At 59.1% G+C, this 279-nt stretch carries 1 protein-coding gene; it reads right to left on the bottom strand.

The window, feature by feature from the left end; all coding sequences use genetic code 11:
• Nucleotides 1-279, bottom strand: a 279-nt coding sequence (locus tag FDX22_RS21640; protein ID WP_146717754.1) for a TOBE domain-containing protein, incomplete at both ends; no start/stop codon positions are given.

The raw sequence follows: 279 nt of genomic DNA, 5'->3' as shown, positions 1-279 counted from the left end.
CCCGTGACCACGATGCCATCACCTGCTGACCCGGCGACAGCGCCGACGGCAGCATTTCTCCCGTCAGGTTCGCCTGGCTCACCAGCAACTTTTCACCACCGGCAAGTTTCAGTTCAAAACGCGTCGCCGCCCCCTGGTACTGCACCGCCTGAATGACACCCCGAGCCTGAACCTCGCCCACCATATCATTTAACCGAATGTGTTCCGGGCGCAGCGAGAACATCCCCTGTAAGCCACAGACGTTTGCCGACATCGCTTCGTCAAAGACGTTTGACGTAC

It is taken from the genome of Citrobacter sp. TBCS-14 (assembly GCF_005280805.1).
GTDB classification, from domain to species: domain Bacteria; phylum Pseudomonadota; class Gammaproteobacteria; order Enterobacterales; family Enterobacteriaceae; genus Citrobacter; species Citrobacter gillenii.
This window is presented reverse-complemented; position numbering and strand designations above follow the sequence as displayed.